The 25,005-nt window shown below is 57.2% G+C and carries 27 protein-coding genes; 13 read left to right on the top strand and 14 right to left on the bottom strand.

All coding sequences use genetic code 11. The annotated features are described in order from the left end of the window. Positions 1 to 333: 333 nt before the first annotated feature. From ACR0D9_RS17695 to ACR0D9_RS17680, 4 genes are all read right to left on the bottom strand, one after another. Entirely contained in the window at positions 334 to 714 is a 381-nt protein-coding gene (locus ACR0D9_RS17695) for a hypothetical protein (RefSeq protein WP_480539672.1), read from the bottom strand. Positions 715 to 828: 114 nt separating this feature from the next. After that, positions 829 to 2,007 carry a carbohydrate porin gene (locus tag ACR0D9_RS17690; protein ID WP_480484538.1) on the bottom strand — a complete coding sequence of 393 codons (1,179 nt, stop codon included), beginning with the start codon at positions 2,005 to 2,007 and terminating at the stop codon, positions 829 to 831. Continuing rightward, positions 2,004 to 2,768 (bottom strand): DUF3299 domain-containing protein, encoded by a 765-nt coding sequence (locus ACR0D9_RS17685; protein ID WP_480539670.1) that lies wholly within the window; start codon positions 2,766 to 2,768, stop codon positions 2,004 to 2,006. The genes ACR0D9_RS17690 and ACR0D9_RS17685 overlap by 4 nt, the downstream gene beginning before the upstream one ends. 26 nt (positions 2,769 to 2,794) lie before the next feature. Further along, positions 2,795 to 4,192: an amidohydrolase family protein gene (locus ACR0D9_RS17680; protein WP_480539668.1), complete on the bottom strand. Its 1,398-nt coding sequence runs from the start codon at positions 4,190 to 4,192 to the stop codon at positions 2,795 to 2,797. Between the two features lie 133 nt (positions 4,193 to 4,325). Here ACR0D9_RS17680 and ACR0D9_RS17675 point away from each other — a divergent pair, with 133 nt between their 5' ends. From ACR0D9_RS17675 to ACR0D9_RS17655, 5 genes are all read left to right on the top strand, one after another. Beyond that, entirely contained in the window at positions 4,326 to 5,333 is a 1,008-nt protein-coding gene (locus ACR0D9_RS17675; protein ID WP_480539667.1) for an AraC family transcriptional regulator, read from the top strand. A gap of 811 nt (positions 5,334 to 6,144) precedes the next feature. Then, positions 6,145 to 6,312: a hypothetical protein gene (locus ACR0D9_RS17670; RefSeq protein ID WP_209505044.1), complete on the top strand. Its 168-nt coding sequence runs from the start codon at positions 6,145 to 6,147 to the stop codon at positions 6,310 to 6,312. A 108-nt stretch (positions 6,313 to 6,420) separates the two neighbouring features. Beyond that, complete coding sequence (locus ACR0D9_RS17665) at positions 6,421 to 6,798, top strand: lysozyme inhibitor LprI family protein (RefSeq protein ID WP_209505043.1); 378 nt, start codon at positions 6,421 to 6,423, stop codon at positions 6,796 to 6,798. Positions 6,799 to 6,891: 93 nt separating this feature from the next. Further along, positions 6,892 to 8,079 carry a dual-specificity RNA methyltransferase RlmN gene (gene rlmN, locus ACR0D9_RS17660; RefSeq protein ID WP_480539664.1) on the top strand — a complete coding sequence of 396 codons (1,188 nt, stop codon included), beginning with the start codon at positions 6,892 to 6,894 and terminating at the stop codon, positions 8,077 to 8,079. 286 nt (positions 8,080 to 8,365) lie between these two features. After that, positions 8,366 to 8,986 (top strand): cytochrome P460 family protein, encoded by a 621-nt coding sequence (locus ACR0D9_RS17655; RefSeq protein ID WP_480539662.1) that lies wholly within the window; start codon positions 8,366 to 8,368, stop codon positions 8,984 to 8,986. Here the strand turns inward: ACR0D9_RS17655 and ACR0D9_RS17650 are convergent. The 3 genes from ACR0D9_RS17650 to ACR0D9_RS17640 form a co-directional block, all read right to left on the bottom strand. Beyond that, a complete protein-coding gene (locus tag ACR0D9_RS17650) occupies positions 8,983 to 10,641 on the bottom strand; it encodes a U32 family peptidase (protein WP_480539660.1) in 1,659 nt (552 codons plus the stop codon). The two genes, ACR0D9_RS17655 and ACR0D9_RS17650, sit on opposite strands and share 4 nt — an antisense overlap. A 64-nt stretch (positions 10,642 to 10,705) precedes the next feature. After that, on the bottom strand, positions 10,706 to 11,044 hold the full coding sequence (locus tag ACR0D9_RS17645; RefSeq protein ID WP_480484160.1) for a hypothetical protein: 339 nt from the start codon (positions 11,042 to 11,044) through the stop codon (positions 10,706 to 10,708). Next, positions 11,041 to 11,961: a DnaJ C-terminal domain-containing protein gene (locus tag ACR0D9_RS17640; RefSeq protein WP_480488548.1), complete on the bottom strand. Its 921-nt coding sequence runs from the start codon at positions 11,959 to 11,961 to the stop codon at positions 11,041 to 11,043. Before ACR0D9_RS17640 ends, ACR0D9_RS17645 begins: the two co-directional genes overlap by 4 nt. Positions 11,962 to 12,121: 160 nt before the next feature. Between ACR0D9_RS17640 and ACR0D9_RS17635 the strand changes: the two genes are divergently transcribed. Then, positions 12,122 to 12,505, top strand: a complete 384-nt coding sequence (locus ACR0D9_RS17635; protein WP_267363718.1) for a hypothetical protein — start codon at positions 12,122 to 12,124, stop codon at positions 12,503 to 12,505. On the opposite strand, the gene ACR0D9_RS17630 is transcribed toward ACR0D9_RS17635, so the two are convergent. Both ACR0D9_RS17630 and ACR0D9_RS17625 read right to left on the bottom strand, forming a co-directional pair. Next, positions 12,506 to 13,606: a cystathionine gamma-lyase gene (locus ACR0D9_RS17630; protein ID WP_480484158.1), complete on the bottom strand. Its 1,101-nt coding sequence runs from the start codon at positions 13,604 to 13,606 to the stop codon at positions 12,506 to 12,508. 3 nt (positions 13,607 to 13,609) lie between these two features. After that, the gene (locus tag ACR0D9_RS17625) at positions 13,610 to 14,452 is read right to left on the bottom strand and encodes an LOG family protein (RefSeq protein WP_480484157.1); all 843 of its coding nucleotides are present in this window, start codon (positions 14,450 to 14,452) and stop codon (positions 13,610 to 13,612) included. A gap of 79 nt (positions 14,453 to 14,531) precedes the next feature. Between ACR0D9_RS17625 and ACR0D9_RS17620 the strand changes: the two genes are divergently transcribed. The 3 genes from ACR0D9_RS17620 (at position 14,532) to dapD (ending at position 17,024) form a co-directional block, all read left to right on the top strand. Further along, positions 14,532 to 15,443: a threonine/serine dehydratase gene (locus ACR0D9_RS17620; protein WP_480539658.1), complete on the top strand. Its 912-nt coding sequence runs from the start codon at positions 14,532 to 14,534 to the stop codon at positions 15,441 to 15,443. Between the two features lie 44 nt (positions 15,444 to 15,487). After that, entirely contained in the window at positions 15,488 to 16,087 is a 600-nt protein-coding gene (locus tag ACR0D9_RS17615) for a GntR family transcriptional regulator (protein WP_209598385.1), read from the top strand. A gap of 109 nt (positions 16,088 to 16,196) precedes the next feature. Continuing rightward, on the top strand, positions 16,197 to 17,024 hold the full coding sequence (gene dapD / locus ACR0D9_RS17610; protein WP_480484154.1) for a 2,3,4,5-tetrahydropyridine-2,6-dicarboxylate N-succinyltransferase: 828 nt from the start codon (positions 16,197 to 16,199) through the stop codon (positions 17,022 to 17,024). A gap of 117 nt (positions 17,025 to 17,141) precedes the next feature. On the opposite strand, the gene ACR0D9_RS17605 is transcribed toward dapD, so the two are convergent. Both ACR0D9_RS17605 and ACR0D9_RS17600 read right to left on the bottom strand, forming a co-directional pair. After that, a complete protein-coding gene (locus ACR0D9_RS17605; RefSeq protein ID WP_480484153.1) occupies positions 17,142 to 17,558 on the bottom strand; it encodes a hypothetical protein in 417 nt (138 codons plus the stop codon). Positions 17,559 to 17,784: 226 nt separating this feature from the next. Further along, positions 17,785 to 18,120: a cupin domain-containing protein gene (locus ACR0D9_RS17600; protein ID WP_209505030.1), complete on the bottom strand. Its 336-nt coding sequence runs from the start codon at positions 18,118 to 18,120 to the stop codon at positions 17,785 to 17,787. A 115-nt stretch (positions 18,121 to 18,235) separates the two neighbouring features. On the opposite strand from ACR0D9_RS17600, the gene ACR0D9_RS17595 reads away from it, so the two are divergent. Further along, positions 18,236 to 18,580 carry a hypothetical protein gene (locus ACR0D9_RS17595; protein ID WP_209598381.1) on the top strand — a complete coding sequence of 115 codons (345 nt, stop codon included), beginning with the start codon at positions 18,236 to 18,238 and terminating at the stop codon, positions 18,578 to 18,580. Here the strand turns inward: ACR0D9_RS17595 and ACR0D9_RS17590 are convergent. After that, on the bottom strand, positions 18,577 to 19,635 hold the full coding sequence (locus ACR0D9_RS17590) for a transporter substrate-binding domain-containing protein (RefSeq protein ID WP_480488553.1): 1,059 nt from the start codon (positions 19,633 to 19,635) through the stop codon (positions 18,577 to 18,579). The two genes, ACR0D9_RS17595 and ACR0D9_RS17590, sit on opposite strands and share 4 nt — an antisense overlap. 209 nt (positions 19,636 to 19,844) lie before the next feature. Here ACR0D9_RS17590 and dapE point away from each other — a divergent pair, with 209 nt between their 5' ends. The 3 genes from dapE to rnr are packed head-to-tail and all read left to right on the top strand — an operon-like array spanning position 19,845 to position 23,869. Further along, on the top strand, positions 19,845 to 20,984 hold the full coding sequence (dapE, locus tag ACR0D9_RS17585; protein WP_480488554.1) for a succinyl-diaminopimelate desuccinylase: 1,140 nt from the start codon (positions 19,845 to 19,847) through the stop codon (positions 20,982 to 20,984). Positions 20,985 to 20,987: 3 nt separating this feature from the next. Further along, positions 20,988 to 21,563, top strand: coding sequence for a TIGR04282 family arsenosugar biosynthesis glycosyltransferase (locus ACR0D9_RS17580; RefSeq protein ID WP_480484150.1), 576 nt, complete (start codon positions 20,988 to 20,990; stop codon positions 21,561 to 21,563). Between the two features lie 47 nt (positions 21,564 to 21,610). Further along, on the top strand, positions 21,611 to 23,869 hold the full coding sequence (gene rnr, locus ACR0D9_RS17575; RefSeq protein WP_480539656.1) for a ribonuclease R: 2,259 nt from the start codon (positions 21,611 to 21,613) through the stop codon (positions 23,867 to 23,869). On the opposite strand, the gene ACR0D9_RS17570 is transcribed toward rnr, so the two are convergent. Both ACR0D9_RS17570 and ACR0D9_RS17565 read right to left on the bottom strand, forming a co-directional pair. Continuing rightward, positions 23,860 to 24,246 carry a DUF1801 domain-containing protein gene (locus ACR0D9_RS17570; RefSeq protein WP_480506453.1) on the bottom strand — a complete coding sequence of 129 codons (387 nt, stop codon included), beginning with the start codon at positions 24,244 to 24,246 and terminating at the stop codon, positions 23,860 to 23,862. The genes rnr and ACR0D9_RS17570 overlap by 10 nt on opposite strands. After that, positions 24,243 to 24,941: a glutathione S-transferase family protein gene (locus ACR0D9_RS17565; RefSeq protein WP_480506452.1), complete on the bottom strand. Its 699-nt coding sequence runs from the start codon at positions 24,939 to 24,941 to the stop codon at positions 24,243 to 24,245. The genes ACR0D9_RS17570 and ACR0D9_RS17565 overlap by 4 nt, the downstream gene beginning before the upstream one ends. Positions 24,942 to 25,005 lie beyond the last annotated feature (64 nt).

Here is a 25,005-nt window from a genome sequence, read left to right as displayed (position 1 = left end):
CTCATCTCCACTCTCTGATGGTTACGATGAGCCTGAAATCCTCCGCTACGCAATCAACCTAGTCTGTTCCATGGGTGCTGATGGCGGACAGCGACTGGGCTATACATAGCCCTCAAAGCGTATTGTTTGCGGGACTTCAGTTGCACCGTTTTCCTGAGCGAGTAGGGCGCGTGCTGACGAAAAGGTAGCAAGCGCAAAAAGTACAAGAAGGGCCTTTATCATCGTAGCGCCTCGGATTCGGGTTTTGAACTTGGGCCGGGGTTCACAAATGATCGCCCCGGCCAGCGTCAGGGCAAACGAGGTAGTTCTTGCCCTGAAACATCGTACTTTCGCCTAATTTAGAAGATCACCGACGATGCCGACGGCATCGACCACGGTAGACAGGTCATTTGTAACTTCGAGGACTTCGTCATCGACCAGAATGTAGCGGTTTCCTTTGCCCGGCTCCCCCAGCTTCCATTTGGAAAGGTCCCCAATATCTTCAAACTTCAGGTCAGATGGGAGCTTTGCACCGCGCGTGTAGCGCTTGATCTGACCAGGCGGCACAGCCTTTGGGCCTTTGCCGGGTTTGTCTTCTATCTGAATGCTGACATCACCGTCTTTGCCCCCTTTGTTCGGCTTATTACCCTTGTTGTCTTTGGCATGGGCATCGCTGCCTCCAAGGATGAAAAACACAACTGCTAAGGCTGCAAGAATTCCGTATGCAATCTTCATAGATTGTTCCTTTGCTTCCCAACTTCATTCGACCGGCGTTGAAAATTCCGGCACGCGCTTGATCTCTCTTAGTTGCCCTTTGGCACACCCCTTAGTGACTGCCTTCACCCCGCATTAGAAAACGATCCGGGTTCTTAGACCGAACAGGGTAATCCGGTCCTGATCGGGATTTAGAAGCGGGTCGGAAATGAATTGTACCGATGGCGTGATCTGTAGCCCAGGCGAGATTGAAAAGCGGTAGAAGGCTTCCAGTGTGAATTGTCCACCGTCTATGCCTCTTGCCTCGGCCCAGTTCAGGCCCAGTCCGGCCAGATCGGTATTGCGACCATAGTAGCCCAAACCGGCAGAAACAGACCGATCATAAAGCGCTGCGGCCCCCTTCGAGGCCCCAGCCCGAAAGAACGGCATCCACCTATTGTCAACAAACCATGCGGCGGAAAACGCTGCGCCGTAATCTTCCGCTCGACTGCCATCGTCAGCCGCATCCGCATGCCAGAGGGTCAGGTGGATGTTGTCGAAGTAGATGCGATCATAACCGGAAGTGTAACCAAGTTCGAGTGATTTGAAGAGATTGCCGTCGCTAAACACATCAAAGTTTGGATCAGACGGGTCGGCGTTTGCGTCTGAGACGCTGGCAACGGCGTAAAGGTTCTCGCTCAGCTTTACCCCACCGGCAACACCAAGGCCTTGGTTGGGCGCGTTGATTGTCGGGTTGGTGTTGAAAGACAGGTTCTGGAAACCACTGTAGGGGCTTACCAACCCATAGATATCCACAAAGTCTGTTACATCAATCTGGCCGACTTGCAGCGTCCAAGAACCGTTCTCGGCCCTTTGGGTCCAGAACAGATTGGTCAGCAGCAGACCATTATCGTTGAAGGCTGTCCCTGTGATCGAAAGGGCTCCGCCATCCAGCCCGAGAAACTGTGGGGCAACGTCCGTGTAACTGTGCCGGTCTTCGATCTTGAATGTTACAGAGCCCCGTTCAGTCGCCTGCCAATTCCCGTAGAATCGTGCAATTCCGCTGGCCGCTTCGCCGGTTCCCAAATCAGCATTCGTGGTTTGGCCCAGTGCCAAGTAGTCAATATTGAACTGAAACCCACCCTCAGCCAGTCGGTCTTTCCACTGAAACCAACCCGGCGCGATGTTGCGTGGAAAATTGGAACGGTATTGTGGGTCGGTCAAGCCATCTCCGGGCTCTAGATCAGCTTCGACCGAAGATGGACCGGATAGTCCCTGAGCCGACGCGGCGCCAGCGAAGGCAATGCTCGATGCGGCAACCAGAAGTCTTATCATTTTGACGCCTGTGCCCCACCGGTCTTGCGATTTCCCGCCGCGCGGATGCGATCAGCAGCACGCTGCTTCCATTCCAACCTGTCTGCCTCGGTTTCCAGAGTTTCGACACGTTCTGTCTCTAGCTGGAAAGTCGCATTCATAGGCATGAGACCATCCACAACCATCATATTCTGAACAGAAGGATCGATAGTCAGCTTGCCCGTCAGCCGAACGGGTTCATGGAAATAGCGGGGCGCCCAGTCCCCGTTCAACCGCACACGGATCATCTGGTTGGGCGGAGGTGGAGGCATATGACTGCACATCCCTCGTTCGGGCACCAAATACGCGACAGGCCTCCCGTCCGGATCATTCGGAGCAGGAATGGCAAAGCCCGTCAGTGTGATTGTTTGACCGTCGAATTCCGGATTTCCGTTCGTGCCAGCCTTTCTTCGCCGTTCCGTCACGACCTCTCGCTGATCGAGTAGCCAGTCGACATCAATTCCATCAGCTGCCAAAGCATCCTCAGTCTCGGTCAGAAGCATTTGCCACTTTTGCCGCTCGTCTTCACTACCACCATCCTGCTGCAACCTGCCGCGTATACGCACAACGAAAAGAACATCGTCGAACTGTTCGGGGCTGAGATCACGATAGGGGTCATCAAAGACCTGCGCAGACGGATCTGGCAGGTCTGCCCAGTCCAACGCGGTTCCAGGCGTCGCCGCAGCATCATAACCGCACAAAACCAACCCTGCGAATACTGCGGAGCAAAACCAATTTCGCATGAATGCTCTCCGGCTGCTTTATCTGGTCAATCCAGTGTGTTTTTGTAGATCACACCGTCCTTCATGATCAGGCGGATTGTTTCTGGGCTTTCAGGCCTCGGGTCGGCCCCAAACCATTGATCACCCGTACCAACCACCGAGAAATCTTCGAGCGGATTGCCGTCGATCAGCAGGATATCCGCATAGGCGCCTTCCTCGATCACACCGAGCTTGCCAGATGTGTAAGGGTTCGAGAAATCGCCTGACAATGCTACGACCTCACCGCCGATTGACGTAAGTGTCACCATCGACTGGTACGGTCCGAAGAACTCGTTATTGAGATGTTTTTCATAAGCAATCTGGATGTTGCATGCTTCCACTGATCCCACGCAATCGGTCTGAAAGCCGCGTTTTACCGGGCATTCCTTCATATTCGGAATGTAGTTCGCGAAAGTCGCGGACGCCGATATCGCTTTCGCGAGGCTCTTGGGCTCGTTCTTGACCGATGGGATATCCAACAAACCCGGATCAAAAGCCGTGAGGTTAGTCGTTATGTAAGCCCCTTTCTCGTTCATAATCTCGGCAATCTCGCAATCGAAGGAGAAGCCGTGTTCAATGGACATTACACCGGCCTCAAGGGCGTTCATGATTGCTTCCTTGCGGTAAGAATGCGCCATGACATAGGTGCCGTATTCGTTGGCAACCTGAACGGCAGCTTCGATTTCTTCCTTGGAGCCGGCGAGCAACTGCCATGGGTCAAACGCCGAGATCACCCCACCCGACTGCATGAATTTCAGCTGTGTCGCCCCCATGCGCATGTTATTACGACCATACAGGTAGACATCATCGACACCGCTGACTTGTTGCGCCATGTTCAGATTACCGAAGTTGGTCTGTCCGCCCGGCGGCGAGGTGAAGGATGCGAAGTCAGCGTGGCCGCCGCGTGTCCCGAGGAACGCGCCTGACGCATAGTGACGTGGACCGACGATCTGTCCGGCGTCGATGGCCCTCCGCAGACCGCCGTTGGCGCCGCCAGCATCTCTTACAGTCGTAAATCCTTGCATCAGGTACATCTCGGCCATCCTGGTTCCATGGATGCCAAAATCCTCCCAGGTCGAGTTCGTTTCCATGGAAGCGATAGACGGTCCCATGAGCATGAGGTGTGCGTGAAGCTCGATGAAGCCCGGTGTGAGTGTCCTACCGCCGCCATCGATCACCTCCGCATTGGGGGCATCGATCGCATCAGTTGAGACGACCTTGATAAGGTTGCCCTCAACCAGAACACTGGCATTCTCAATGCGTTGCTCATTCACACCGTCGAAGATATGCACGTTGGTAAACAGCGTTTGTGGTTCTTCTTGATCCTGAGCCTGCGCGGTCGTCGAAAAAGAAAAAACTGCCGCGACAATTGCCGTCGAGCAAAGAGACATTCGTAAGCCGGACATAAGTACCCCCTTCATATTCATGTTTTGCCAACTATAGTCTGGAATTCACCGACGCGGTTGCCCCTTTTTAATTAGGATGTACGAATATGATGATTAAAATGGCCACTTCTTAAAACTAATCCAAACAAGGGTTATGAGCTTGCCTTTCAACTCCGCCTCCCGAGAGCATAGCGAGGGCTTTGTTCGCCTCTCTTTAGCTGCTCCGTTTCTGCAATATCTCACCGAACGTAAGATCAATCCGCAACCAGCATTGGATCAGGTCGGCTTGAAAGCCGAACTGTTGACTAACCCATCCGTGTTCGTTCACTCCGAGCTGGTTTACGGCTTGGTAAATGCTTTCTCAGAAGTGTCAGGGGATCGATACCTTGGACTAAATGTAGGGGAGTCGTTTGACCTGCAAGGATGGCCTCCGTTCGCTCAAGCCTTGCAATCGACAACGAGTCTGTTCGAGTTTTTTACCCGCTTTGTTGGGCTCGTACCTCAGGAGTCCAATTCTGTGCGGCACAGCCTTATCATTGAAGCGGACAAAGCGACTTATCGTATCGATAGACAACAGGAACCAACTGTCCCACCCGTTCAGGTAACAGGTTTTGGTGCTGCAATCTATGTACGCCTGTTGCAGACCGTCGTCGGCGAATCCTGGGACCCTTCGCGCGTGCGGTGGGAAAGCAGATACATCAATGGTTTGCCTCTCAACTACAAAGGGATCGAGGTTGGCCTTGGAACCGATCCCGGAATGCAAATCAGTTTTCCTGTGGAATGGTTGTTTTTGCATCATGTCTCTGAGGGCTCTGCCAAACCCATAGCCTCGCCTCGCCAAGATCAAGAGGTATCCGTGGTGGCAGCTTTGCGCTCTGTCTTGCGCGGCAAACTGGATGAATCCGATTTGGGGCCGGAGATGGTGGCCGGGTTTCTGGGGATACAGCGGGAACGGTTCCTGAAAGCGCTTCAAAAACAAGGCACAACGTTACCGCGCGAAATCAAACGGCTGCGTATCGATGTCGCCAAGGAGCACCTCAAAGAAGACCAGATGACAATTGCGGAGATTGGTCTGATGCTAGGCTATTCTGACAAGTCCCATTTCACTCGCTTTTTCCGAAGTCAAACCGGAATGACACCGACCAAGTTCCGAAGCAAGTAAATGTGGTCGAGCCAAATGAACGCTTCGAAGATTAGGTCCTCGTGGGATCAGTTCGGAGAAGTTGTAGTGCCACGTTGAACAGGTTAGTCGACGACATGAATGGTTGGTTGCCACCGCCGATACAACCTCTGCAACTGGCCGTTTCGTTGTGTATTTCGGAGTTAGCAAAGCTTGGTTGCGAAGGTCCGCTTCGGGGCTGACTGCGGTCCTTTGGATTAAAAATGCGGAAGGCCGCAAAGTCCCGCGTCTTGTTTGCCGGTTCCAGCCGCGGCGAAAGTGCGTTTCGGAATCCGCTCAAATTTGTGCCGCTCAATGACCGCTCTCACGGCGCCTGCTGCTTCACAGAGAAAATCCCTCCGCGCCCGCGAGTGCTTTCTGCGTCAGCAAAAGCAGCATCGGCAAAAGGCGGGTTTGTCCGCGTTGCGGTCACTGATCGTTCGCATATCAACCCAATCCGCTCGCGTTGTGCGCGGCGAGTTGAAGGCCAAGACTGCGATGTTGACCGGTCTGCGTAAGCCTTTTCTTATTCGTGCCTGTCAGGATGCAGTATCACCAAGCGCCGCTTTCGGTACGCTCCACATTCAACCAGTATGCCACACAAGCGCTTCCGTCGTAATTATGTTTAAACCCTCTGAGATGGGGAACCTTCAACACCGCAGAACTCAATCACAACGTGGAACAGCACTGTTACTCACCCCAGAGCGCAAGATGCAACTTTACGCAGGATCAACCCGTTTACTTGATCCGTATCAATGTGAGCTCTGACGATTTCCGAACTAATCAGTTCAAGAGAAACCAAGGAGTTGCCACCATGCTGAACAAATCTCTTGTCGCGTTGATGATGATATCAGCCATGCTGCTGAGTGCCTGCGAAAACAAGGGCGAGACATATCCCGTAACCGGCGAACAATGCGGACCGAACGATCCGGTCAAGACCCTGGATGCCGAAGATTGCTATATCCCACCCGCGGGTGTCTGACGCGGAACTGCATTTCCGTTGGTTTAGGGGGCCAACCGGCATCTAAACCTTTCTGGCAAAAAATGTCACTCTGGCCTGACCCCAGCTGAATGGATGAATGAGGCGGCCATGCGTCTGATCTTGATCGCGCTGCTTTTGCCAGCCACCGCAACCGCCGACCCGGCGTTGGAATGTTCCGACGCCGGATCACAAGTCGAAATCGGATCCTGCGTCGGAGAGATGGAAGCACGGGTCTCGCGCGCGCTGCAGGTGAGTTTTGATTTGGCGGTACAATCTGCCAAGGAACTGGACGAGGTCACCGGGCGGATAGTGGCTGAACCTGCCCTTATGGCGGCGCAACAGGCCTGGGAAACCTATCGCGATACGCATTGCACCGCCGTCGGCGCGTCGTTTGGTGGCGGATCGGGTACAGGTATCGCAATCACATCATGCCGGGTGAATTTGGGGCGGGCACGCGTTGAAGAACTGTTGAGTTTTGCAGACTGACTGAAACGATTCCTTTTGATCTTTGCACAGGTTCCTATATAGAGGCGCATCCCAAGCCAGAATCCTTGAAGATACGCCTCAGCAGGTACCACAATGTCGCCCAAAGCGCCGATCACTCAAGACGTCATGACCCTCCCTCGCAAATTGCCCGAGGGGAAGGTGAACCTTGTCGGTCTAACCCGCGACCGTTTGCGCGAGGTCCTGATCGAACATGGTACGCCCGAAAAGCAGGCAAAGATGCGTACCGGTCAGATCTGGCAGTGGATCTATCAATGGGGCGTGCGCGATTTTTCCCAGATGACGAATCTCGCCAAAGCGTACCGTGCGCAACTGGCCGAAAACTTTGTGGTCGAGATACCCGAGGTGGTGACCCGACAGGTGTCCGAGGACGGCACCCGCAAATATCTGTGCCGGATCGCGGGCGGGCACGAGGTCGAGGTGGTCTACATCCCCGAAGAAGATCGCGGAACGCTATGCATATCGTCTCAGGTCGGATGTACGTTGACATGTTCGTTTTGTCATACGGGCACCCAGAAGCTTGTACGTAATTTAACATCTGCCGAAATTGTCGGGCAGATCATGATGGCGCGCGACGATCTTGACGAATGGCCGACCCCCGGTGCGCCAAAGGATGAAACGCGCCTTCTGTCAAACATCGTTCTGATGGGAATGGGCGAGCCGCTTTACAATTTCGAAAACGTCCGCGATGCGTTGAAGATCGCGATGGATCCCGAGGGGATTTCCCTGTCGCGCCGCCGCATTACGCTGTCGACCAGTGGAGTGGTACCCGAAATTGCGCGCACGGCTGAGGAAATCGGCTGTCTGCTGGCGATCTCGTTCCATGCAACCACGGATGAAACCCGCGACGTTCTGGTTCCAATCAATAAACGCTGGAATATCGAGGAGTTGTTGCAGGCGCTGGCCAGCTATCCCAATGCCTCGAACTCCGAGCGGATCACGTTCGAATACGTGATGCTGGATGGTGTGAATGACAGCGACGCGGATGCCCATCGTTTGATCGACCACATCAAGCGTCACAAAATTCCGGCCAAGATCAACCTGATCCCGTTTAACGAATGGCCCGGCGCGCCGTACAAGCGCAGCTCGAACAACCGCATCCGCGCTTTTGCCAACATCATCTACCAGGCAGGCTACGCCTCTCCCATTCGCAAGACACGGGGCGAGGATATCATGGCGGCGTGCGGTCAGTTGAAATCGGCAACCGAACGTGCCCGCAAATCGCGCAAACAGATTGAGTCAGAAGCCGGTTTAACCCGGTAGTTTTTCTGTCCGGTTCATCATGGATCGGGTGGTCGTGCTTTGATTGTCCAAGATGACCGCCTGCACGCATGAAGTGTGCCTGTAAACTTAATGTTTCAGATGCTGATTCAATATGCATAATTTGCTATATTTTAATGATTCAATGCCGCAGGATGCAGGTTCAAATCGATGCACAAGGCGGTGAGATTCCGGGACCTGAGCTGGTAAGAGTTCCCGGAGCCGCTAGAATAAGAACACTGTCGTCACGTGGCGCTCAGGCGAACTGATTTTCAGGTGGGTCGTAATAATGGACTCGTATCTTCGAATAATTCTCCAGCACAAGGCCATTGCGTGCGCGATACTTCTGATTTCTTCAGGACTGGCAACGGCGGATGGTCACAACGCTCACATCGCGATCGAAAACCCGGCAGAGCTAAGCAAGGATGAGGCCGCGGCCCACTACCATTCGCTCAGCCGCCGTATGGCACGGGGGTATGCTGCGGCGCAACTGGATCTGGTTCTAAACTACCAAAGCTGGCCGCTTTTCAACGATGCGCCATATATCTCGGCCACACACGGACAGCGTTTCGTAAACACGTATGCCAACCGAATGGCCCATAACTACGGGACATTGCAGCAAGGCGAAGAACTTCCCATGGGATCGGTGCTTGCCAAGGACAGCATGACGGTGACCGATGAAGGTCACATACATCCCGGCGCCATGTTCATAATGGAAAAACTGCCAGAGGGTACCAGCCCGAACACCGCTGACTGGCGTTATATCATGGTGCTGCCGGACGGGTCCTTGTTTGGCGATACCATGGGCGCCCGTGCCAGCGAAGTTGCCTATTGCCACGTCTGTCACGAACAAGTGGCGGATCGCGACTATACGTTCTTTATCCCCGAAGAATATCGGGTGGGAAACTAAGCCGGTTCACCCGGCAGCTTGAGTTCTGTCGCCTCGCGGCGACTGAGTTGCTCGCCTTGCTTCCGTTTGGACAGTACCTCGCGGGCCAACGCGTATTTGTCATCTTGCCAGAAGATCAGGCATCCGTTGCAGCCCTTGCCGCAGCATCCTTCCGTGCCGATGCGGTTTGTCTTGAACCGGCGTTCGTTACCGTCTAGGCCAATCTTTTCAATCAGATCATCGCGACGGCCTGCATAGGCAGTTGTGTTGTCGCGACCGGTGGTTTCCAATCCCTGCACGAGCTTGTCAAAGCGAATGCGGCTCCAGTGTTCGTCGGTCAGGGCGCGTTCCTTGCGCAGCACTGAATAGACCGGAAAACGGGCGCGCAGATCGTCGATATCCTCGTGATCAAACAGGGTGAAAGGCATCCGAATGATGGTTTTTGTGCTGCCATGCACGACGTCCAGCCGTGCGCCATCATGGGCGCGTTCGAAATCATAAACCCGCAGCAGAACCGTGTCGCGCGCAACTGGCGAGACGAAATCCAGCACATCACCCGGTTCCAGCTTGTTCTTCACCTCGACCAGAAAGGCATCCTCGGTCACTTCGGTGACGATCCCGGCATATTCCCATTGCGCGATGGATGCGGTGTGTTCGTAATCATGGGCGTAATTGGTCAGCCGCCCTTCGTGGAAGGCCAGCGTATAGCCGCGATTCCCGACGGTTTCGAGCTCACGCATGTAAGGCTTGGGGTCCCAGTTTTCGGGGTCCGCGAAATAGTCATCTATCGCCATACGATAGGCCCGTGCGACGATCGCGGCGTAGTATTCCGATTTGCCGCGCCCTTCGACCTTGAGGCTGTCGACACCGATTTTCAGGTACTCATCCAGCTTCGGCATGATGCAGAGGTCGCGTGAGTTGAGGATGTACGAGCCGCGATCATCCTCTTCGATGGGCATCAGGTCACCGGGGCGGCAGCCTTCTTCCAGCAGGAATTCGAACAGGTCGGCGTTTTCCTCGGTGATACGCAGCTCCTGATGTGTGCCATCCTTGAGGCGCAGTTTCAGACCATAGTTCCAGCGACAGGAATTGGCGCAGTTGCCCTGGTTGGCCCCGCGTTCGGCCATGAAATTCGACAGCAGACAACGGCCCGAATAGGTCATGCACATAGCACCGTGCACGAAGGATTCTAGCTTGATATCAGGGCACTTCTCACGGATCTCGACCAGTTCGGGATAGGAAACCTCACGCGCCAGAACCACCAGCTCGGCCCCCTGATCCTGCCAGAACTTCACCGACAGCCACGAACAGATATTGGCCTGGGTCGAGATATGCAGCGGCAGTTCGGGCGCGCGCTCGCGGACGTATTGGAACACGCCTGGATCGGCGATGATCAACCCGTCGGGCTGCACCTTGCGCACCGTGTCGATGTATTCGTCCAGCTTCGGGATGTCTTTGTTATGCGAGAACAAGTTCAGTGTCAGGTAGGCGCGCCGACCATGGCTGTGACAGAACTCGACCCCTTCAATCACCTCGTCCAGCGAAAACTCGGACTTGGTGCGCAGCGACATATCCGGCGTACCCAGATACACGGCGTCTGCCCCATAGAGGATGGCGAGCTTAAGTTTGCGCAGATTGCCCGCAGGCATCAGCAATTCGGATCTGGGCTGGGTCATGGAAGCTACCTGACAAAGGATCAAGGCGGCCTTCTACGCCAAAATCATTGCGCCCAAAACCCTGTTATCTGCGACGGAACCGCGCTGTGCCAATGACCTCGATCAGTTGTTGGCGCACCGGCTCGGGTTGCGCCTCGACTGCGTTCAGAACCTCACGCAGTTCAGCGCGCAGCCCATGCATCTGATCAATCAATGAGATCATCATCGACAGCGCATCGGCCTCCATGTCGTATTGCTCGTGCAACTCGCAAGCCAGTTCCAGCCGGGCAACGTCGATACTGTGATAGACCAGCCCCTGCTCCGATTGTTCAGGGATCACGATTTCGGCCGCAAGATACTCGGTTAGGCGGTCCGAGGTCAGGCGCGAGACGGTTTCGATCAGTTCCTTTTCGGTCAGGGTCATGACGGCATTCCTTTCCGCGGATCGTAGCGGTGCGTTTCGCGCCATGTCTCCATGAACTGCCTGAGATCATCATCGATCTTGTCGGGCATCGAGACAGTCAATTCGATCAGTTGGTCTCCGCGCAGGGACGAGCCGCGTTTCTTCACCCCCTTGCCGCGCAGGCGAAGGGTTTTGCCGCTGCTTGTGCCCGCCGGAACATTGACGTTCACACCGCCATCGATGGTGGGGGCGGCGACTTTCCCGCCCAGAATGGCCTCATCGATGCTGATCGGCAGCGTGATATGGATGTCGTCGCCCTGACGGTCAAACACCGGATGTTTGGCGACCGTGACGGTCACCAACGCATCCCCCGGAGGGCCTTCGCCATAACCCGGAGCACCCTTGCCGCGCAGACGGATGGTCTGACCTTCTGTTATGCCGGCGGGGATCTTGACCTCGATCCGGTTGCCGTCTGGTAGCGTCAGTTTCTGGCTGGCGCCAAACACGGCATCCAGAAAGCTGATCTGAAGGGAATAGTTCAGGTTATGCCCCGGCGCATGAAACTCATGCCTTTGCTGGCCGCCAAATCCACCGCGGCCGCGCATGAATTCAGCAAAGATGTCCGACATGTCGTCCGGGTCCGCCTGACGCCCGCGATAGGGGTTTCCAGCGGCCTCGGCATAGTCCCGGTAATAGTGTTGTTGCGGGCGTTCCTGACCCGATGCGTCGATTTCGCCATTGTCGTAACGGGCGCGGGTTTCAGGATCTTTCAGCATGTCATACGCTGCAGCTGCGGCCTTGAATTTGGCCTCGGCCTTGGCATCGCCGGGTTTCAGGTCCGGGTGGCACTCCTTGGCAATACGCCTGTAGGCTTTCTTGATTTCGTCGGCACTGGCGTCTTTCGATACGCCAAGGACGGAATAGGGATCGTCGCTCATCTCACACTCACGGGTCAGGGACAGGTCTGATCTTGATGAATGTGTTCTACCACGTGTTTTCAACGGGTCAAAAGGAAGAGGCGATTGAATTGTCTCGAAAAAACTCAGAAGCCTGCTAATATCTTCATATTTCTGATTGTAGATTGACGGAGGCCATCCCATGTCGCGCAGAATCAAATCCGCTTTGGCCCTGCTGGCCGGCAATGCCATCGGGCTGTTGCTGGCTTCGCTGATACTGTCCGGTTTCGCGATCAAACCGATCTCATTTATCGTGGTTGTGATCGTTTTCACCGTCGTTCAGGTGATCGCCGAGCCCTTGATACTGAAGCTTGGCGAAAAGAAAGCGCCCGCATTGAAAGGCGGGATTGCCCTGGTCGTGACATTTGTGGGCCTGCTGGTGACCGACCTCATCGCGTCGGGGCTGACCGTTGGTGGTATCTCGAACCTGCTGGCGGCGACGCTGCTTGTCTGGCTGGGGGCGCTGATCGCCAGCGTGGTGCTGCCGATCTACGTTTTCAAGGACCTGCGTGCCGCGAAGAAGTAATCACAGCGCGTTCAGGCTGGCCTCGATCGCCTGCCACAGTTCGTCCACCGGTTCGCATCCAACGGACAGGCGGATGAAGGCCGGGTCGACCATATCACCCCATCGCGCGCGGCGTTCGGCCGAGCTGTGAACACCTCCGAAGGATGTGGCGGGGCGCAAAAGCGGGCAGGTGTTGATGAAGGCTTCGGCCTTGTCTTCGCTCTCCAAAGTCAAGGATAGCAGAAATCCGAACCGTGCCGTTTGTGCCTGCGCCAGTGCGTGCGATGGATCATTGGCCAGCCCGGGATAGCGGACCTGTTTGACCGCTGGGTGAACTGCCAACCGTTCTGCTATTACCTGAGCCGAATTGCACATCCGGTCGAACCGGACATCCAGCGTTTCCAACCCGCGATGCAGCAACCATGCCTCATGCGGTCCGGGGATCGAGCCGGAGACCTTCCGCCATTCCTCGACCCGTTCCATGATGTCACTGTTGCGGCTGGCCACATGGCCCATCAGCATGTCGGAATGCCCGCCCATCGCTTTGGTGTCGGACGACACGACCACGTCGATGTCCAAATCCAACGGACGCTGACCCAACGGCGTCATCGTCGTATTGTCGGCAATCGTCACCCCGCCAGCAGACCGCACCTGTTCGGCTGTGGCTTTCAGGTCAATCATGTCCAGACCGGGGTTCGAAGGGCTTTCGACGAACACAACGTCAAACCCGTCAAAACCACCTGCGGCAAACGCAGTGGTCGGGCGCTCTTCAACTGTCACGCCAAGACGCGAAAGGAACCGGTCGGCCAGCAGACGGGTGACATAGTACCCGTCCGAAGGAATCAGAAGGCGCGACCCGGCTTGCACCGTTGCAAAAAGAGCCGCAGAAATTGCGGCCATCCCTGAAGGAAAACTGAGGCAAGGCGCGTCTTCCAGATGGGACAAAACATGCTCAAGATGTACCCAGGTGGGGTTATCGACACGGCCATAGGTCGGGTGACCGTCCGGCATGCCCGGCAGATGGAACATGCTGCTTTGCGTCAGTGGAAGGGCGACGGGTTCGCCTTTTGACAACGCGTTGCCACGTAGGTGGAGCATTTCGCCTGTCTTTGGGGGTTTCATCGCTCAGCGCCCCGGAATTTCGTCGCGGGGCGGGGCGGGTTCCCAGTTCTCGATGATCTCGGCCGCCTCCTGCGCGGTATCGACAAAGCGGAACAGGTCCAAATCCTCCTCCGAGATCGTACCGGCATCCGCCAGTGCGTCCCAGTTGATAACCTTCTCCCAGAACGCGCGGCCAAACAGCAGGAATGGCACGCGATCCATTCTGCCGGTCTGGATCAGGGTCAGGGATTCGAACAGTTCATCCAGCGTCCCAAACCCACCGGGAAAGATGGTGATGGCGCGGGCGCGCATCAGGAAGTGCATTTTGCGGATCGCAAAATAGTGGAAATTAAAGCTGAGCTCTGGCGTCACGAAACTGTTTGGCGCCTGTTCGTGCGGAAGCACGATGTTCAGCCCGATCGAGCACCCGCCCGCTTCGTGTGCACCGCGATTGCCAGCTTCCATCACACCGGGGCCGCCGCCAGTGACGATCACATTCTCGCGGCAGCCGGTTTCTTTTGATTTTACGGTCATCAGCCGGGCAAACTCGCGCGCCTCATCATAATATTTCGACAGGCTGGCCAGAGTCTCTGTCCGCGCGGTGTGCTTTTGCGAGGGTTCGGGAATGCGGGCGCCGCCGAACATTACGATGGTCGACGCGATCTCACGCTCGGTCATGATCATTTCGGGTTTCAGCAACTCAAGCTGCAAGCGTACAGGGCGCAGCTCGTCCCGGCACAGAAACTCGTCATCCGCGAAAGCCAGACGGTAGGCCGGAGAGCGTGTTTGCGGTGTGTCCGGAACCTCTTTCGCGGTCGAGCGGTCGGTCTGCGCATCGCGAAACGGACTGTGACGGTCTTCTCTCATCGGTGATTGATCCCTGCTTGCGTGTTTGACAAACAGCTATAGGGTTCGCGGGCAGAGTGCCAGTCACGGAAAGACGAGAATGAATTGGAAAAGTGAAATATCGGCGGCACGGGACCGCATCGCGGGATATGCGCAAGTGACCCCGGTTATGGAAAGCAACATTCCCGGCTATCCGGTTGAGCTGAAACTCGAGCACATGCAGCATACTGGCAGTTTCAAGGCGCGGGGTGCGTTCAATACGCTGCTCAGCTCGGATGTGCCGCCCGCAGGCTTGGTCGCCGCATCCGGTGGCAATCATGGTGCGGCGGCGGCTTATGCAGCGCAGACGCTGGGTTATCCTGCAAAGATATTTGTGCCGGAACTGGCAGGCCCGTCCAAGATCGCACTGATCCGGCAAACCGGCGCCGACCTGAGCGTTGTTTCCGGTGAATACGCGAACGCGCTGACCGCAGCGCAGGAGCATGAGGCAACAAGGGGGGCAATGCAGATCCATGCTTACGACGCCCCGGCCACGGTGGCTGGGCAAGGAACCTGTTTTGCCGAATGGGACGCCCAGGGCTTGCAGGCGGATACGGTACTGGTCGCTGTTGGCGGCGGCGGGCTGATCGCCGGGGCGCTGGCCTGGTTCGGTGGCGCGCGCAAGGTTGTGGCGGTCGAGCCGGAAACGTCCTGTGCGTTGAATGCAGCATTGTGCGCTGGTGAGCCGGTTGATGTTTCCGTGTCGGGCATCGCCGCAAACGCGCTGGGCGCGCGGCGGATCGGCGAAATCTGTTTTGAACTGGCGCAGGGTATGAGTTCGGTTCTGGTGTCAGACGATGCCATCGCGGCGGCACAACAGGCGCTTTGGCGCGCGCATCGCATTCTGGTAGAACCTGCCGGCGCGACCGCATTGGCCGCCTTGACCTCGGGTGCGTATCGACCCGAACAGGGTGAACGCGTGGGTGTTCTGGTGTGCGGTGCAAATATTGCGCCGGACCCGTTCGCTGGGTGAATTATCGGGTTGTGGATGTGGATGGTGGATTTTATCTATAATCCATGACTGCAATGATTTCCGACACGATTTACCAAAGCCTCAGCCAGCGGATCATCACCGGAGAGCTGGCAGCTGGTGAAAAGCTGCGGCAAGACCATATTGCCCGAACCTTCGACACCAGCCATGTTCCGGTGCGCGAAGCCTTGTTGCGGCTTGAGGCGCATGGGTTGGCCCGGCATGAACCGCGCAAGGGAATGCGGGTTACGGCGCTGGACCCGGCAGAAGTTCGGGAGGTGATCGAAATGCGGGTGGCCTTGGAAACGCTGGCGTTGCAGCAATCGATGCAAAACATGTCTCCGGTCGCGTTGGAAAAGATCGAAAACGCACGCATCGCCTGTGATGAGGCGCAGTCGATGCCGCAATGGGAGGCTCTGAACAGAACGTTCCATCGCGCCATTCTGACGCCTTGCGGGCTGCCTCGGCTTTTGCACGCAATCGACGATCTGCATATTGCAAGCGCACGCCATCTGTTCGCGCAATGGCGGTTGAAATGGGTGCAACGGGCTGACACGGATCATGCGGCCATTGTGCGGGCTTTGAAGCGCAAGGAAATGGCCACAGCAACGGCGATCCTGACCCGCCATATTCGGCGCGCGAGCTGATGACCCTCTGCCTCAGACGCAATTGGGCCCGTCTACGTCGCATTGCGCCATGGGTCCGGCTTGCGTATAGGCCAAATCAACGTGAACAGATTCTGTAGGGAGACACCCCATGTCCAACGCGCAACTGGAAGCCGCCATCGAAGCCGCCTGGGAGGCACGCGAGACAATCACGCCCGCCACCGCAGGCGAGCAGCGCGAGGCGATCGAGGATACGCTGAATGCGCTGGACAGTGGCTCGTTACGCGTGGCGGAAAAGCTGGAAACCGGTGACTGGCACGTAAATCAATGGGCCAAAAAGGCGGTTCTGCTGGGCTTCCGTATCAAGGACATGGAAATCCAGCCGGGCGGTCCGCAGGACGGCGGCTGGTGGGACAAGGTAGACAGCAAGTTCGCCGGTTGGGGTGAAAACCAGTGGCGGTCTGCCGGGTTCCGCGCGGTTCCAAACTGCGTTGTCCGCAAGTCGGCATATATTGCACCGGGCGTGGTGCTGATGCCGTCTTTCGTGAATCTTGGGGCCTATGTTGACGAAGGCACGATGGTTGATACCTGGGCCACCGTCGGATCCTGCGCGCAGATTGGCAAGAATGTGCACCTGTCGGGCGGCGTTGGCATCGGTGGAGTGCTTGAGCCGATGCAGGCTGGCCCAACAATCATTGAAGACAATTGCTTTATCGGCGCGCGCTCGGAAGTGGTCGAGGGATGTATCGTCCGCGAAGGCTCGGTTCTGGGGATGGGCGTGTTCATTGGTAAGTCTACCAAGATCGTGGACCGAGAAACCGGAGAAGTCATGTATGGCGAGGTTCCGCCCTATTCGGTTGTGGTCGCGGGTTCCATGCCGTCAAAGAACAATGTCAGTCTCTATTGCGCGGTGATCGTGAAGCGGGTTGACGAAAAGACCCGCTCGAAAACGGGCATCAACGAATTGCTGCGGGACTGATCGTTCTGGGAATGTCATAAGGCCGGAGCAGTTACGCTCCGGCCTTATTTGTTCTTTGGGTCAGGTCGGCTAAGGCAGATACCAAGCTTGTGGCCCTAGCCTGCCTTGAAGTGCTGCTTAGCGGCTCTCACCCTGCATGGCTTCCACTTCTGTGCTTCCTGCATTGGTTTCCGCACCATCGGCCTCACCACCGCCATCGGCCTCACCACCGCCATCGGCTTCACTGCCACCTTCGGATTCACCATCGCCGCCGGATTCGCCTCCGCTTTCGGCCTCACTACCGCCATCGGAATCGCTACCGCCCTCGGTTTCACTGCCACCTTCGGCCTCACCATCGCTGCCGGATTCACCTCCGCCTTCGGTCTGCGCGCCGCCTTCGGCCTCGCCGCCACCGGTGGTTTCGCCGCCTTCACCGCCCGCTTCTTGGGCATAAGCAGCATCACTTGTTACAAAGGACAGAATTGCAACAGCCGGTATACCGGAAAGTACAATCACGCTTGCTGTTGTTGTCATCAATCTGGACAGAACACTCATCTCAACTCTCCTTTGAAAATGACTTATGCAGTACCCACAGCGTAGGGCCGGCATCGACGCTTAGTTGTGAATTGCTGGCGTCGTGTCCCGGCTAGCGGGAATTGGCCTAAAATGATGAGGAAGACTGGCGCAAAAGTGCCGGATTCAACTCAACAGCTTTTCAGGCCGGAGACCTTCAATCAATGAGGGAGGCCGAGACTCGCGTTCACTGAGTCTCTCACCCAGCTTATCCCTTGATCGGATATCGGTCCGGTTCCTCGAAAACATCTATGACCCGTGTGCCAGCCCTGATTTTGCCGCCATGTTCCACGCCTGATGGGATCGAATAACTGTCGCCCGAGCGGTAGGTCCGGGTCTGCCCGTCGATGGTCAATTCAATCTCACCCTCGACCACTGTGCCCCACTGGGCTTTGTGAGAATGTAAGGGCAATTCGAAATCCTGAAGAAACGTAAAGAACGCTACCAAGCCCGCATCCGACCGGATCACGGCCGTTTGCACCACGTCGTCAGGGAATGGTACGTCGAGGCTGGGAAAACTTGCTATGAAATCTGGGTAGGGCATGAAGGCGTCCTTTGTATCCGGGATCGGTTTATTCTGGGTACTATGGGCGCAAGGCGGGATTCCTGCAATTGTTGGCTGCTTGACCGCGAACCGGCGTGGGGCTATGGCCCGGTGCATGGAGAAGCAAAAGAAACCCTCGCGTCAGCAAGTCTATACCCTTCTGGTCCAGATTGGCCGCAAGGAGGGCGACGGGCTGCCCGATGGGGCGACCGGCGCGGCGCTGATGTGCTATGCCAGCGGCGTGGATGAGGCCGAGGCCGTGCGTGAGACGGTCGCGATCCTGAAGCAGGCCGACACCGCACCGCTGGATGTCACCGGATACGGCACATTGGCCGAGCGTGAAGCGCAAGGTCACGATATCGAGGCGGACGAACGTGCGCTGATGCAAAGAGCATTGGATGAAAACGCAGTGATCGTCGCGCAGATGACACCGTTTTTCGGAGACGAGGCGCAGGCCTAGTTCCGCGATCCGAACCACTTGCGATAGATTTCGTCATAGGTTCCGTCTTCGCGCAAGCCAAGCAATGCCTGGTTTACATCCTCGACCAGAGGTGATCCGGTCGGGAAAGCGATGCCGTAGTTTTCGCGCAGGAAAACACCACCTGTCATCGACGCAATGCGCCGCCCTTCATGGGCCGCAAAATAGGACAGGATCGGCGCGTCGAATACGACGGCATCCAGATCTTCGGCCTTGAAAGCGTCCAGCATCTCATTCAACCCCGGATAGCTGGTAAACTCGATCTCGCGCCGGTTCAGAAAACTGGCCGCTGTCGACCCTGATATTGTCCCGACAGTCTTGCCGTACAGGTCGTTCACCGAATTCACGCTGCCGGTAATGGCGTCCACGGTCATGACCGAGGTGATACGGGCGGTGAACACCGAAACGATGAACAAGGATGACACCACCAGCACGACACCCAACATTCGACCGAACGGAGTGCGCGGCATTCGCTCTTCGAAGCCGCCATTCACAACCAAGTTCAGCGCCCACCAGAACGATGGGAACCACGCTTCGTTCAAGTCGCGGTCGAAATAGGGTTGGGCGCGGCGTTCAAAGCTCCACATCAACATGCCGCCACCGAGGAGAATGGCAAAGGCCAGCCCTATGGCGATGAACAGTTCTTTTGAGAGCAGGGCCTGCAACAGCGATGGTTTTCGTACCGCGTCCGAGGGTACCATGATCTGAAGACCCGCTTCGAAGATCGGCTGAGAGAAATCCATTTGCGTTTCACGCAGGGCGGTGATCGAGATATTGGCGATGGCAAGGTCTGCAGATCCGCTCTGCACGGCACCCAACATGTCAGAAAACGCCTCGACGCGGTTGACCGTGTAGTCCCAGTTCAGAGCCTTGGCCAAAGCCGCCAGCAAATCCATAGAGAAGCCGGTTTCGTCGCCATCCTCGACATAGGAAAATGGCGGGCGGGTCACGGTTGTGACCGAAAGGGACTGTGCCAGGCTTTGCTGTGCGATGACGGCGAAAGTCAGGCAGATCAGTGCGAAGAAGGCGCGCTTCATATTCAATTCACCTGTTTCGCGGCCCTGTAACGCGAATTTGTGGCGGGCAGCAAGGTGGTCGCAGGGTAAAGTGCCATGTTTTATTGGGGTGTCGCTTTGACATCTAAATATTCGGATGACCGTTTTTTTACGGATTGGGGTTGGAAAACCGGCCAAATCGTTGAATCTGTGCGCGAACCCGCGTCAGACACAGTTCCAGAGGCCCCCGCATGACTGATCCCGTCCAATTGACAGCCGAACTGATCCGTTGCCCTTCGGTCACACCTTCAGAAGGCGGAGCACTTGTTTTGCTTGAGGCGGTGCTGTCGGAGGCAGGTTTCGAATGCACGCGCGTTGATCGCGGCGGCATCAGCAACCTTTTCGCGCGTTGGGGGCAGAAAGGTCATGCGCGCAGTTTCGGATTCAATGGTCACACGGACGTCGTCCCTGTCGGCGACGAAGCTGCCTGGACTGCGCCGCCCTTCGGGGCCGAAGTGCGGGATGGGGTGATGCATGGGCGCGGCACTACCGATATGAAATCCGGAGTTGCGGCTTTTGCGGCTGCGGCAATGGATTTCGTGCGTGACACCCCTCCGGATGGGGCAATTGTCCTGACAATTACCGGTGATGAGGAAGGCGATGCGTTGGACGGCACCACTGCGCTTCTCGATTACATGAAAGGCGCGGGTGAGCGTATGTCGGTCTGTCTGGTAGGAGAGCCAACATGCCCGAACAAAATGGGTGAGATGATCAAGATCGGTCGTCGGGGCTCAATGACTGCGTGGTTTAAGATTACAGGTGTGCAGGGGCATTCGGCTTATCCCCATCGGGCCAAAAACCCGCTGCCCGCCATGGCGCGGCTGATGGATCGGCTTGCCAGCCATGAACTGGATCAGGGCACGGACCATTTCGACGCCTCCACGCTGGCTGTTGTCACCATCGACACTGGAAACGCCGCGACCAACGTGATCCCGGCGCAATGCAGCGGCGCGGTCAACATCCGCTTTAACGATCTGCATTCCGGAGCCAGCCTGAGTGACTGGTTGCAGTCAGAAGCGGATCTGGTGGCAGCTCAGTACGGTGTCGAAATCGGTGTCACGATCAGTATTTCGGGTGAAAGTTTTCTGACCCCGCCGGGGCCTTTGTCGGATCTGGTGGCCAAAGCGGTCGAAGCCGAAACCGGCGTTACGCCTGAGCTGTCGACAACCGGCGGCACCTCGGACGCGCGCTTTGTCAAAGACCATTGCCCGGTGGTGGAGTTCGGCTTGGTCGGGCGCACGATGCATCAGGTGGACGAGTGTGTTGAGGTTGCGCAGATCGAGCAGCTCAAATCGATCTATACCCGTATCCTGACGGATTATTTCGCCTGATCCATGCAACGCACATTGGTGATCATGGTCAAGGAACCCAGACCGGGTCGTGTCAAGACGCGGCTGGGGCGCGATATCGGCATGGTTGGTGCCGCGTGGTGGTTTCGGCATCAGACCCGCGCCTTGATCCGCAGGCTACGTGATCCCCGTTGGCAGATTGTGCTGGCCGTGTCGCCCGATGCGGAGGGCCTTGTAAGCCGCGTCTGGCCCGTTGACCTGCCACGCGCGCCGCAGGGGTCCGGCGACCTGGGTGGCCGGATGAAGCGGATGTTGCGCGGAATGCCCAAGGGGCCGGTTTGCCTGATTGGTGCGGATATTCCGGGTATTTCGCGTGCACATATTGCCCGTGCTTTTGGTGCGCTTGGGCGATCCCAGATGGTGTTCGGCCCCGCGCCGGATGGCGGCTATTGGCTGGTCGGTGCGCAGCGTTATGGCGCGCTGCCCGCAGGTCTGTTCCACGATGTGCGTTGGTCGACAGAACATGCTTTGGGCGACACACTTGCCTCAATCCCAAACTGCCGTGTGACCCTGCTGGACCAGCTGCGCGATGTGGATACGGTTGCTGATCTGAAACCCTGAGGTTTTTTGGTCATGACGCGGTCGCAAACGCGTGCTACGCCGGAAGCATGACTCGCATCCCCACCAAGCAGGAGGTCCTTGACTGGATCTCGGCGAACCCCACCCTGACCTCGAAACGCGACATCGCCAAAGCCTTTGGTATCAAGGGCGCGGATCGCATTGACCTCAAGCGCATCCTCAAAGAGCTTGAGGCCGAAGGACACCTTGAAAAACGCAAGCGCAGCTATCGCGATCCAGACCGTCTTCCACCTGTCAGTGTCTTGCAGGTGAAGGCCCCGAATGCCGATGGTGATCTGTTTGCCCGTCCACTGGAATGGCATGGCGAAGGCGTCGAGCCCATCGTTCTGATCATCGCGCGGGCCAGCGACCCGGCCCTGGGTGAGGGTGACCGCATTCTGGCCCGCCTGACCGTCGTGCACGAAGAAGATCACAATTACGAAGCCCGCCTGATCCGCCGAATCGGGACCAACCCGCGCAAGATCGTGGGCATATTCCGTAAAGGGGCCGAAGGGGGCAGAATCGTTCCTATCGACAAGGCAGGCCAGACTGAATGGCTGGTTGCCGATGGCGCGGTGCATGGTGCCAAAGACGGCGAATTGGTCGAGGCCGAACAGGCCGGGCCGAAAAATCGCATGGGCCTGCCGCGCGCGCGCATTGTAGAACGGTTGGGTGATCCGACCGCGCCCAAGGCTGTTTCGCTGATCGCGATCCACCAGCACGGTATCCCGGATGACTTTCCCGACAAGGTCATTGCAGAAGCGGACAATGCCAAACCCGTTGGCCTGAAGGGCCGCGAGGACCTGCGGGACATGCCGCTGCTGACCATCGACCCTTCGGATGCGCGCGATCGTGATGATGCCTGTTACGCGCACGCGGATGAAGACCCCAAGAACCCTGGTGGACATGTGATCTGGGTCGCTATCGCCGATGTTGCTGCTTATGTGCTGCCCGGCTCGGCCCTGGACCGCGAGGCGCGCAAGCGGGGCAATTCAAGTTATTTCCCTGACCGTGTGGTGCCGATGCTGCCTGATCGGCTGTCGGGTGATCTGTGTTCCCTGCATGAAGGCGTCCCGCGCGCCTGTGTCGCTGTGCGGATGCAGATTGACGCGGACGGTAACAAGATTGGTCATCGTTTTGTGCGGGGGTTGATGCGTTCGGTTGCGTCACTGAACTATGCCGAAGTGCAGGAGGCCATCGACGGCAACCCGAACGACCGCACTGGGCCATTGCTGGAGACGGTCTTGAAACCGCTTTACGCCGCCTATGCCGCGCTAAAGAAAGCGCGGGCTGTGCGACAGCCACTGGAACTGGACCTGCCCGAGCGTAAGATCGTGCTCAGCGAGACGGGTCATGTTGAAAGCGTGGCGTTCCGCGACCGGTTGGATGCGCATCGGTTGATCGAAGAGTTCATGATCCTCGCCAACGTCTCGGCTGCCGAGACACTTATCGCCAAGCGCCGTCCGCTGCTGTTTCGCGTGCACGAGGAACCCGCGCCCGAGAAGCTGGAAAGCCTGCGGGAAACGGCGCAGGCTGCCGGATTGAACCTTGCCAAGGGGCAGGTGCTGCAAACCCGACACCTGAATGCGCTGCTGAACGCCGCCGCCGGGACCGAGGATGCGGAACTGATCAACCTGACCACCCTGCGGTCGATGGCACAGGCCTATTACAACCCAGAAAACTTCGGCCATTTCGGGCTGGCGCTGCGGAACTACGCGCATTTCACCTCGCCGATCCGGCGCTATGCCGACCTGGTCGTGCATCGGGCGCTGATCTCAGCCCACGGTTGGGGCACGGACGGTTTGACCGAAGACGAGATTACCCGGCTCGAAGAAACGGCGACTCATATTTCAGATACCGAACGCCGATCCATGATGGCTGAACGGGACACGACTGACCGTTATCTGGCCGCGTATCTCAGCGAACGGGTTGGCAATGAGTTCACAGGCCGGATCAGCGGCATTGCCCGGTTTGGTGCATTTGTCAAAATGGACGAAACCGGCGCGGATGGCTTGGTTCCGGTGCGATCATTGGGGCGCGAGTTCTTCCATTTCGACCGCGAGGCCGGGACCCTTATGGGGGCGGACACGGGGCTGATTATCGCCATCGGCCAACGTGTCACCGTTCGACTGACCGAAGCGACACCTGTGACCGGCGGGTTGGAGCTGGAGCTGCTGTCCATCGATGACCAGGCCTTGCCGCGCGGACATGGGCCAAAAGGGCGATCATCCCGGCGCAAAGCGATCAGCACCAAGCGCAAGAAAGACAAGATCAAGCGCAAGGTCGAACGCAAGCGTCGTCAGAGGTGATAGGTCAACGCGCGGGCAATCAGCCATCCGTGGCGTGTTGGATCGATTTGTGCGGTGTCATCAAACAGAACGGCACGGTTCCCATCGATCCGGTCCTCGCCCGGAAAGGCGGATGTGAAATCGCTTATCAACCGGCTCTGACAATGCACAAACAAGGCGAAACGTGCCGATTTGTGCGCGCCCAGCCGGATCGTTGACCCTTTGGGCGCAAGATAGGCGGGCTGACCCCAGCGCAGTTCCTCTCGCACTGTGGGGACAGCAGGCAGAGAGGCTGCCGTGTCAAACACAAGCGCCCGCAAGGCCAGAGCCCCCGCACGGGTTTGCGGGGGCAGGGTCTCAAAGGCCGAAGCGACCAAAGGGTTTTCAAAGGGTTTCATGCAATTGGTATCGCCTGTTCCAACCGATCCACGTAGCTGTTCAGCAGGTTATCCTGTTTGATCCGGCGGGTCAGGGGGGTGTCCGCAGGTGTGGCGCGCATCGCGGCAAGCATAGGACCAACGCTCATATCAGCCGATGTCGGACGGTCCCCAAGCAGGAAAGAGGATTGCCACAGATAGGCCGAGATCGCCTCGAGGTCACGTTCGATCCGGTCCAGCCGTTCGGACAGCGAAAACCGCCCGATTCCCTGTGACGTAATCCCCTTCAGAACGGATTTCCGGATCGCATTGGATGCCGGTTTCCGGATCAACGCCGGAATTCCGGTAAAGAACGTATCGCGTAAGACTGGCCAGACTTCGTCATTGCCCCAACGATCCAGAACGATGTGAAAATACAGATGCTCTTCGGCCATGCGCACCAGTGCGCGGGACTGCGCCTTTTCGACATCCGTCAACCCTTTGTCGAAATCCGCGCCCTGCTGTTCCAACCAATCGCGGATCAGGTCGCTGTCCGGGACCAGGCGTTCCGGTGTTCGCAAAACGGGCAGCTTCTGGTGAGGCATCTTGCGGGGGTCAAGCATGTCCGAACGTTGCCAGGTCTGGCCGGACTGCTGAAGCATCAATGCTGTCTTGACGCAGAAGGGGCTGGCACTGAACAGGCCGAAGGCAGAGGGGAAGGTGAGAAGGGTCAGCATTATGAGGCTCCGTGTCATTGTGTGCTGACTGAGTATCGGGATCTAATGACAGTTTCTGTCATTA

Source organism: Ruegeria sp. AK11 (assembly GCF_056541095.1).
This window is presented reverse-complemented; position numbering and strand designations above follow the sequence as displayed.

Excerpts from the sequence above, each read along its gene's own strand:
- rlmN (WP_480539664.1), top strand. The coding sequence starts at position 6,892 with ATGTCGCCCAAAGCGCCGATCACTCAAGACGTCATGACCCTCCCTCGC.
- ACR0D9_RS17605 (WP_480484153.1), bottom strand. The coding sequence starts at position 17,558 with ATGAGTGTTCTGTCCAGATTGATGACAACAACAGCAAGCGTGATTGTA.
- ACR0D9_RS17675 (WP_480539667.1), top strand. The coding sequence starts at position 4,326 with ATGAGCTTGCCTTTCAACTCCGCCTCCCGAGAGCATAGCGAGGGCTTT.
- ACR0D9_RS17685 (WP_480539670.1), bottom strand. The coding sequence starts at position 2,768 with ATGCGAAATTGGTTTTGCTCCGCAGTATTCGCAGGGTTGGTTTTGTGC.
- dapD (WP_480484154.1), top strand. The coding sequence starts at position 16,197 with ATGTCCAACGCGCAACTGGAAGCCGCCATCGAAGCCGCCTGGGAGGCA.
- ACR0D9_RS17650 (WP_480539660.1), bottom strand. The coding sequence starts at position 10,641 with ATGACCCAGCCCAGATCCGAATTGCTGATGCCTGCGGGCAATCTGCGC.
- ACR0D9_RS17670 (WP_209505044.1), top strand. The coding sequence starts at position 6,145 with ATGCTGAACAAATCTCTTGTCGCGTTGATGATGATATCAGCCATGCTG.
- ACR0D9_RS17570 (WP_480506453.1), bottom strand. The coding sequence starts at position 24,246 with ATGAAACCCTTTGAAAACCCTTTGGTCGCTTCGGCCTTTGAGACCCTG.
- ACR0D9_RS17615 (WP_209598385.1), top strand. The coding sequence starts at position 15,488 with ATGACTGCAATGATTTCCGACACGATTTACCAAAGCCTCAGCCAGCGG.
- ACR0D9_RS17640 (WP_480488548.1), bottom strand. The coding sequence starts at position 11,961 with ATGAGCGACGATCCCTATTCCGTCCTTGGCGTATCGAAAGACGCCAGT.
- rnr (WP_480539656.1), top strand. The coding sequence starts at position 21,611 with ATGACTCGCATCCCCACCAAGCAGGAGGTCCTTGACTGGATCTCGGCG.
- ACR0D9_RS17595 (WP_209598381.1), top strand. The coding sequence starts at position 18,236 with ATGGAGAAGCAAAAGAAACCCTCGCGTCAGCAAGTCTATACCCTTCTG.
- ACR0D9_RS17690 (WP_480484538.1), bottom strand. The coding sequence starts at position 2,007 with ATGATAAGACTTCTGGTTGCCGCATCGAGCATTGCCTTCGCTGGCGCC.
- ACR0D9_RS17630 (WP_480484158.1), bottom strand. The coding sequence starts at position 13,606 with ATGAAACCCCCAAAGACAGGCGAAATGCTCCACCTACGTGGCAACGCG.
- ACR0D9_RS17590 (WP_480488553.1), bottom strand. The coding sequence starts at position 19,635 with ATGAAGCGCGCCTTCTTCGCACTGATCTGCCTGACTTTCGCCGTCATC.
- ACR0D9_RS17695 (WP_480539672.1), bottom strand. The coding sequence starts at position 714 with ATGAAGATTGCATACGGAATTCTTGCAGCCTTAGCAGTTGTGTTTTTC.
- ACR0D9_RS17665 (WP_209505043.1), top strand. The coding sequence starts at position 6,421 with ATGCGTCTGATCTTGATCGCGCTGCTTTTGCCAGCCACCGCAACCGCC.
- ACR0D9_RS17635 (WP_267363718.1), top strand. The coding sequence starts at position 12,122 with ATGTCGCGCAGAATCAAATCCGCTTTGGCCCTGCTGGCCGGCAATGCC.
- ACR0D9_RS17600 (WP_209505030.1), bottom strand. The coding sequence starts at position 18,120 with ATGCCCTACCCAGATTTCATAGCAAGTTTTCCCAGCCTCGACGTACCA.
- ACR0D9_RS17580 (WP_480484150.1), top strand. The coding sequence starts at position 20,988 with ATGCAACGCACATTGGTGATCATGGTCAAGGAACCCAGACCGGGTCGT.
- ACR0D9_RS17565 (WP_480506452.1), bottom strand. The coding sequence starts at position 24,941 with ATGCTGACCCTTCTCACCTTCCCCTCTGCCTTCGGCCTGTTCAGTGCC.
- ACR0D9_RS17680 (WP_480539668.1), bottom strand. The coding sequence starts at position 4,192 with ATGTCCGGCTTACGAATGTCTCTTTGCTCGACGGCAATTGTCGCGGCA.
- ACR0D9_RS17645 (WP_480484160.1), bottom strand. The coding sequence starts at position 11,044 with ATGACCCTGACCGAAAAGGAACTGATCGAAACCGTCTCGCGCCTGACC.
- dapE (WP_480488554.1), top strand. The coding sequence starts at position 19,845 with ATGACTGATCCCGTCCAATTGACAGCCGAACTGATCCGTTGCCCTTCG.
- ACR0D9_RS17625 (WP_480484157.1), bottom strand. The coding sequence starts at position 14,452 with ATGAGAGAAGACCGTCACAGTCCGTTTCGCGATGCGCAGACCGACCGC.
- ACR0D9_RS17620 (WP_480539658.1), top strand. The coding sequence starts at position 14,532 with ATGAATTGGAAAAGTGAAATATCGGCGGCACGGGACCGCATCGCGGGA.
- ACR0D9_RS17655 (WP_480539662.1), top strand. The coding sequence starts at position 8,366 with ATGGACTCGTATCTTCGAATAATTCTCCAGCACAAGGCCATTGCGTGC.